Genomic DNA, 7,734 nt, shown 5'->3' with positions numbered 1-7,734 from the left:
CTGCGGCGATCGGTTTCCCGTTCTCCCGTGACCGACAGCTCGACCACATCGGCGCCGATGATTTGCCGTTGCTGTCCTAGTGCCCGAATCAGCTCCACCGTCTCCCACCAGCCCAAGCCGCCAGGTTCGGGGGTACCGGTGGCCGGCACCACAGCGGGATCCAGCCCATCCACATCCACCGTCAGGTAAACCTGGGGGCCCAAGGTGGCGATCACCTCTGGGATCCACTCCTGGGCTGGCTTGGTGTGCAAGCTGTGGGCAAAAAAGGTGTGCAGACGGCGCTCGCGAATGGTCTGGCGGTCTTCGGCGCAGATGGAGCGGATCCCCACTTGGGTGAGGCGGCTGCCCACTTGCTCCACCACGCGGGCCATGGCAGAAGCATGGGAATAGCGGGATCCCTCGTAGCTATCTCTCAGGTCGCAGTGGGCATCGATTTGCAGGACGTGCAGCTCCGGATAATGGGCCAGGTGGGCAGCAATCAGGGGCCCGCTGATGGAGTGCTCCCCACCAATGGAAAGCAGGAACCGCCCCGGTCTCACCCACTCGGCAGCGCGACGCTGGATTTCGGCCATAGCCAGCTCCTGGGCGGAAGATCCCAGACCTTCCAACTCCACCGGGGGGGCCGTCCAGTAGCGGGAGATCTCTTCCGAGAAGTCGGGGTGGAGAGCCGGCTGGCGATCCCGTATCTCGTCATAGATCTCCACATAGGCAGAAGCCTGCAACAGCGCCTGAGGACCTTTGGCGGTGCCTTTGCCGTAGGAGGTGGTGGCCTCGTAGGGGACGGGCAGGAGAATCGCTTGGGCCATCTCCGGATCCGGCTCAGGCAGGCCTAGGAAGGGGAAAGGGGAGCGGTACATGGTCATTTGCAAGAAGGGATCCCTATTGTATTGAATTGCGGCAGGTTCAAAAGACTGGGATGCTCAGCATGAACAAAGAGGGATCCCTTGTGGGATTGAGGCAAACCCTCTAGACTGAGCAAAGGCTTCTCCAAGCCTAGCTTTAGCAGCCGTTTGTTTTCACTCCTCTTGGACTCCATTTCAAAAGCTGACGAGCCTATGACCACTGCCTCTCACGCTGCTCTTTTCGACGCTCTGGCCCAACGTCGGGCCCTCAAGATCATCAGCGGTCTACAAAACTTCGACCTGCAGTCGGTTCTGAGCATCACCCGCGCCGCCCAACAGGGAGGGGCCACTTGGGTGGATATCGCTGCCAGCCCCGAATTGGTGCAGCGGGTACGCGCCCAGATCGATCTGCCCATCTGTGTGTCGGCGGTGGAGCCGCAGCAGTTGGCCGCAGCCGTACAGGCAGGAGCAGACATGGCCGAGATCGGCAATTACGACAGCTTCTACCCTTCAGGCCGCATCTTCTCCGCAGCGGAAGTCCTAGACCTTACCCGCCGAACCCGCTCTCTTCTGCCCCGCACGCTCTTGTCGGTAACCGTTCCCCACACTCTGCCTCTGAATCAACAGGCAGAATTGGCCGAGAAACTGGAGGATCTGGGAGCCGATCTCATCCAAACCGAGGGCAGCACCAGTGCCGAGCCGGTTCACGGGGGATCCCTGGGCCTGATCGAGAAGGCTGCCCCCACCCTGGCCGCCGCCTATGAAATTAGCCGTGTCGTCTCGGTACCGGTTATCTGCGCTTCCGGCCTCTCGACGGTAACAGTGCGCTTGGCCATTGCTGCCGGCGCTTCAGGTGTAGGGGTGGGCAAAGCTGTCAGCCGGCTCCAGGATGAAGTGGCCATGGTGGCTCAAGTGCGGGCATTGGTGGAGGCCTTGGGAGGATCTCGGATCCCTGCCCTTGTCTAGGTTTGATGGGTGAAAGTTGACCCTCCTGCGCCAGCATGCACTGGTGCGTTTTTTTAGGTTCTCCGAGATAAGCAGGGAAAGGGAATCAGCAGGGCGGCTGAGGGTTGAGATGGGCCGCCTGGAGTTTTGCTGCTCACAAGTGCTTTGCTTTCTTCTGCCTAGAGGTGGCATACCCGGCGCGGTTGCCCTACTTGTCATCCTTGCCTTCCCAGATCAATTCCGTCCGCATCCGTTGCACAGTCAGACCGTTGCCCAAGTCATATTCTGCAGAGATTCCAAGTCCTGAGCCGCACTGGGCAGACATGGTTGACAATGCGAGGGATCCCTTTTTGAACTGTCCATGAGCTGGCAACGCCCAGATAATCGCACCGCTGCTCAATTGCGCCCGGTTTCTTTTGAGCGCCACTTTACCCGCTATGCCCCTGGCTCGGTGTTGGTCAAGTTCGGCCATACCCATGTCCTTTGCACCGCCAGTGTAGCCGAAGAAGTTCCCCCTTTTCTGCAGAACACCGGCCAAGGCTGGCTGACGGCTGAGTACCGCATGTTGCCCGGAGCCACGCAACAACGACAGCCGCGGGAAATGTTGAAACTATCGGGCCGTACTGCCGAGATTCAACGGCTCATCGGGCGCAGTCTGCGCGCCGCCTTGGATTTTCGCAAGCTGGGATCCCGTACCATCACCGTCGATGCCGATGTGCTGCAGGCCGATGGCGGAACGCGCACCGCCGCGATCACAGGGGGCTATGTGGCTCTGCACGACGCCATCACTTGGCTGTACAAACAGGGGGCGCTGGATCCGGCCCAGGGATCCCCGCTGCGGCAGCAGGTGGCGGCCCTTTCAGTAGGAATTGTGCAGGGAGAGGTACTTGTGGATCTGTGCTATGTGGAAGACAGCCAAGCCGAGGTGGACATGAACATTGTTATGAACGAGCAGGGATCCTTCATCGAGATCCAGGGCACTGCCGAAGCCGCCTGCTTCAGTCGCCCGCAACTGCTACAAATGTTGGAGATGGCCCAAGCCGGGATCCAAGAATTGCTACAAGCCCAACGGCAGGCTCTCAATTTAGAAAGATAGAGCCATAGCCGGACCCTAGCCTTGCAATGGTAATCCTTCAAGGCACTGCATATGGGATTGCATGGGTGTATATCCTGGTTGGCAAAGCGGTATTCCCTTGCTGTAAAGGAATGGCCGGGAAAGCTAAGATCAGCCAGTTGTTAAAATAAGTGAGCTCTCTGAAGCTCTCCTTTCGACGGTTTGAGCGTGTGGCTGAGGTGAATCGCTGCTCATTTGGCCTGAAGAAGTTGGCCCGGAGAACGCTGCATGTCCCGTTTTGTGTTCGGCTCGGAGGAACTTGCGCCACTGCTCAGGCAGCAAGGTTGGCGGTTTACCACTGGATATCTGCACATTCACCTCAAGGGACTGGATCCCTCTGAGGGTGCGGAACCCTGGGTGTTGACCTACTACCACGGCAGGCTGCTTTTTTCTGCCGATCAACCCCTCAACACGCAAATCCTGCTGAAACGACTCTCCCGCTTTATTCCTCGCCTCAACTTGGAATGGCCACAGCGGGCCATCTCGGTGGTGCAAGAGCGCTTGATGAAAGACCATTCCTTACCTGAGCTGCTGGAGGCTATCACGCAATTGGGCCTGCTCAAGCCGGGGGAGCTGGAAGATGCCCTGTGGCTCAACCTGCTTACCGATTTCGACCGCTACCTATTCGAACGGGCAGGCACCTGTTACTTTGAGGTGCAGGAGCAGGTCGCCCAAGAGGCCCCCATTGGCGGGTTTGAGTTGGAGCCGCTGCTGCAAGAAGCCGCCCGGCGCCACGATCGCTGGGCAGATTTGAAGGTGGCGATCCCGACCATGCTGGCGGTGCCGGTGGTCAATTGGGAGCGGGTCAACCGCTATCGCATCACCGATGAGCAACGACAGAAGCTCCACACCCTCACCAAAGATGGCCAGTCGCTGGAAGCAATCGCCAAGAAGCTGTGCCGGGATCGGCTGGAGGTGGCCAATCTCTTTGCCTCCTGGGCGAAAAAAGGTTTGGTCAGCCTACAAACACCCCAAGAGCTGCTGCAGACCAAGCGCCACAACCCGATAACCATCTTGGCGGTGGACGACAGCGTGGTGATGCAGGAAATCCTACGGCAGTATTTGCCCAACTATCAGGTGATTACAACGGGCAACCCCGCCGAGGTGCTTCCTTTGTTGTTTCAGCATCGGCCCCACCTGTTGTTGATGGATATCGCCATGCCGGGGATCGATGGTCTAGAGCTTTGCCGCATTGTGCGCAGCTTAGAAGAGTTTAAGTCCCTTCCCATCCTGATGGTTACCGCTCGCGATGGTCTGCTGGCCCGCATCCGCGGCAAATGGTCGGGGGCAACCGCCTACTTGACCAAGCCCTTCAACGAAAGTCAGCTTAATGCAGAGGTGAAGCGGCTTCTGGCCCAACAGCCGCCTGCCCACAGACAAAATCCTCTGTCGGTTCAGGGAGGCAGAACAGGTCATCCTGCCCTGTTTCAGGGATCCCCCCGTTCCCTCGAGGATCAAGCCAAGGCGTAGTGTCCTTCTGAGTTGATCCCCGTCGCCATTGGCTTTCCTGTCAAAATCAACAAAGGTTTTATGTTAGATAAGAAGTCAACTCAAGAGACCATAACTTGTCTGGGCTGACTGCTAATGTCAATGGATTGATAGCTCATTAGGACATGCCCAAAAGAGAAAAATAGGTTGCCGGGGATTTCAGAAACAAGAGACGAAGTAAGCATCCCATACACTGAAAACTTATCCGATCAACCTTCCTCATTGTCATCACGACCGGCTACTTCAATCTCTCTCAGAACTGGCTTTTCCCCGCTGGCATTAGAGGTCGTTTAAGCCTTAGAGAAGCTTCACAAGGCTTCTGGCAAAAGAGTCCATACTAAGGGTACCGACAAACAAGCCCTGAAGACATGAAAAAAGATCGAACAGGGTTCAGCAGGCACTTCTGAAGGCAAACCAGAAATATTAAACGCTGTCGTGGATCCCGGCAAGATCAATGAGAGGGAGAAATCAAGCAGAAATTGCTCAGGATCCATGGACAGGGATCCCAAGAATACGTAAAATCGAGTAAAGAATGTAAAGAAAACGCCACACTTCTCCAATTGGTCCCGATCCCCAAGGAGCATTATGCTGCGACTGGAACACATTAGCAAAATCTATCCCACCGGTGAGGTGCTCAAGGATGTGAACTGGGAAGTTAAGCCTGGGGATCGCGTCGGCCTAGTGGGAGTAAACGGGGCCGGAAAGACCACCCAGCTCAAGATTATCTGCGGGCAAGAAGAACCGACCAGCGGCGAGGTGATCCGCCCCGCCAACCTGCGCATCGCCTATCTCACCCAAGAATTTGGAGTGGATCCCGCCCGAACGGTGCGAGAAGAGTTCTGGACAGTCTTTCAAGAGGAAAACCGCATTCACCAAGAAATTGCCCAAATCACCCAACAGATGGAGCAGGCGGACGCGGACACGTTGGAAACCCTTTTGCGCCGTCTAGATCGTCTACAGCGCCAATTTGAGAGTTTACATGGCTATGAACTGGAGGCGCGTATTGAGAAAATCCTGCCGGAAATGGGGTTTGAGCCGGAGGACGGGGATCGGTTGGTGAGCGCCTTCAGCGGCGGCTGGCAGATGCGCATCAGCCTGGGGAAAATCCTGCTGCAAAAACCCGATTTGATGTTGCTAGACGAGCCGACCAACCACCTAGACTTGGAGACCATTGAGTGGCTGGAAAACTACCTCAAGAGCTTGACGATCCCCATGGTGATTGTTTCTCATGATCGAGAGTTTTTGGATCGGCTTTGCACCCAAATTGTGGAGACGGAGCGAGGAGTTTCTACGACATACTTGGGTAACTATTCTCAATACCTACTCCAAAAAGCTGAACGGCGAGAGGCACAACAAGCTGCCTACGAACGTCAGCAAAAGGAAATTGAAAGGCAACAAACCTTCATCGATCGCTTCCGGGCCAGTGCCACCCGCAGCACTCAGGCCAAAAGCCGCGAAAAACAACTGGAAAAGATCGAGCGGGTCGAAGCGCCCATTGGCGACGTGCGTACCCTCAAGTTTCGCTTTCCCCCTGCTCCCCGCAGTGGTCGCGAGGTGGTGAAGATCGAGAATTTGACGCACATTTATGGAGATAAGATTTTGTTTTTGGGTGCGGAGCTGTTGATCGAGCGTGGGGATCGCGTCGCCTTTCTGGGGCCCAATGGGGCAGGAAAATCCACTCTGCTGCGTCTTATCACCGGCCTAGAGCAACCTACCGAGGGATCTGTGAAATTGGGAGCACACAATGTGATCCCTGCCTACTTCGAGCAAAATCAAGCAGAGGCTTTGGATCTGAGCAAAACCGTCTTGGACACCATCCATGACGAAGTGCCCGACTGGAAAAACGAAGAAGTGCGCACGCTGTTGGGTCGCTTTTTGTTCAGCGGCGACGCCGTTTTTAAGAAAGTAGCGGCTTTGAGCGGGGGAGAAAAAGCCCGCTTGGCGTTGGCGAAAATGCTACTTCAGCCGGCCAACCTACTGATTTTGGATGAGCCCACCAACCACTTAGATATCCCGGCCAAAGAGATGCTGGAAGAAGCTTTACAGCATTACGATGGCACGGTGATCCTTGTTTCTCACGACCGCTACTTTATCTCAAAAGTGGCCAACAAGATTGTAGAGATTCGCAACGGAGAGTTGGTCGCCTACCAGGGCAACTATCACTACTATCTAGAAAAGATCGCTGAAGAGAAAGAGAAAGCCCGACAAGAGCGAATCGCTGCCGAAAAACGAGCCAAAGAGCGAGAAAAACAGAAAGCCAAAAAGGCAGCCGGCAAAACCTAAGGAGCCAAAGCAATGTTTACGGGTCTGGTTCGAAGTTTGGGCACAGCCCAGTTGATCAATTCTTCACAGCTACGGGTTACCTGTCCCCGGTTGCAACCTCAGTTGGCCTATGGAGATAGCGTGGCGGTGGACGGCCTTTGCCTGACGGTGGTGGAGATTCTGCCCGATGGATTTTTGGCCGATGTTTCGCCGGAAACCCTGCGGCGCTCGACTTGGGGCCAGGGATCCCTCGGCCCGCGCACAGTCAACCTGGAACCGGCGCTGCGGGTAGGAGACAAGTTAGGGGGGCATTTTGTCAGCGGCCATATCGATGGGGTGGGGCAACTGTGGGATCAAGCCGCCACTGGCAACGCCTGGGAGCTGAGCTTCAAGGTTCCTGAAGAGATCGGGCGTTACATCGTACCCAAGGGCAGCGTGGCGGTGAATGGGGTGAGCTTGACCATTGCTGAGGTGCGCCAAGGGGGCTGCTGGTTCAAGGTGGCTGTGATCCCCCAAACCTACCGCGAGACCAACCTTTCTCAGCTCCAAGTTGGGGATCCCGTCAACATAGAGGCGGATATTTTGGGCAAGTATGTGGAAAAATTACTGGGCTTGCTGCCCCCCGAGAGCAGCGTTTCTCTGGAGTTTCTGGCCGAGCATGGCTATATCTAGGTACCTTTCCCATGATCCACCCCGAGGAAGTTGAGCGCCTGCGCGGCGTAAATGTTTATCTCATTGGGATGATGGGCAGCGGCAAATCCACCGTGGGATCGGAGCTGGCAGCCCAGTTGCGCTTTCAATTTTTCGACACCGATGGTCTGGTGGAGCAGGTGGGGGGTTCTTCCATCGCTCAGATCTTCGCCGAGCATGGGGAAGCCTACTTCCGGGATCTGGAGACGCAGGTGTTGGCCCAGTTGAGCAGCTACACCCGGTTGGTGATCGCCACAGGCGGCGGCATTGTGTTGCGCCCCAAAAATTGGAGCTACTTGCACCATGGCCTCACCGTTTGGCTGGATGCGACCCCCGAGCTGATTTGGCAGCGGCTCAAGCGGGATCCCGGCCAACGCCCCCTGCTGCAAACCC

At 56.4% G+C, this 7,734-nt stretch carries 7 protein-coding genes; 6 read left to right on the top strand and 1 reads right to left on the bottom strand.

Annotated elements, in window-relative coordinates; genetic code table 11:
- A partial coding sequence (gene speB / locus NW849_RS13370) for an agmatinase (RefSeq protein ID WP_414358229.1) occupies positions 1-863 on the bottom strand: 863 nt, incomplete at its 3' end.
- A 192-nt stretch (positions 864-1,055) separates the two neighbouring features.
- On the opposite strand from speB, the gene NW849_RS13365 reads away from it, so the two are divergent.
- The 6 genes from NW849_RS13365 to NW849_RS13340 all read left to right on the top strand — a co-directional run.
- Positions 1,056-1,808 (top strand): DUF561 domain-containing protein, encoded by a 753-nt coding sequence (locus NW849_RS13365; RefSeq protein WP_011433343.1) that lies wholly within the window; start codon positions 1,056-1,058, stop codon positions 1,806-1,808.
- 340 nt (positions 1,809-2,148) lie between these two features.
- Positions 2,149-2,883 (top strand): ribonuclease PH, encoded by a 735-nt coding sequence (rph, locus tag NW849_RS13360; protein ID WP_414358226.1) that lies wholly within the window; start codon positions 2,149-2,151, stop codon positions 2,881-2,883.
- 246 nt (positions 2,884-3,129) lie between these two features.
- Complete coding sequence (locus tag NW849_RS13355; protein WP_414358223.1) at positions 3,130-4,371, top strand: response regulator; 1,242 nt, start codon at positions 3,130-3,132, stop codon at positions 4,369-4,371.
- Positions 4,372-4,974: 603 nt separating this feature from the next.
- Positions 4,975-6,672 carry an ATP-binding cassette domain-containing protein gene (locus NW849_RS13350; protein ID WP_414332172.1) on the top strand — a complete coding sequence of 566 codons (1,698 nt, stop codon included), beginning with the start codon at positions 4,975-4,977 and terminating at the stop codon, positions 6,670-6,672.
- 12 nt (positions 6,673-6,684) lie between these two features.
- Entirely contained in the window at positions 6,685-7,323 is a 639-nt protein-coding gene (locus tag NW849_RS13345) for a riboflavin synthase (RefSeq protein WP_414332173.1), read from the top strand.
- An 11-nt stretch (positions 7,324-7,334) separates the two neighbouring features.
- The coding region (locus tag NW849_RS13340; protein ID WP_414358220.1) for a shikimate kinase at positions 7,335-7,734 on the top strand (400 nt) is incomplete at its 3' end.

This window comes from Synechococcus sp. R55.3, from assembly GCF_047461975.1.
Taxonomy (GTDB): Bacteria; Cyanobacteriota; Cyanobacteriia; order Thermostichales; family Thermostichaceae; genus Thermostichus.
This window is presented reverse-complemented; position numbering and strand designations above follow the sequence as displayed.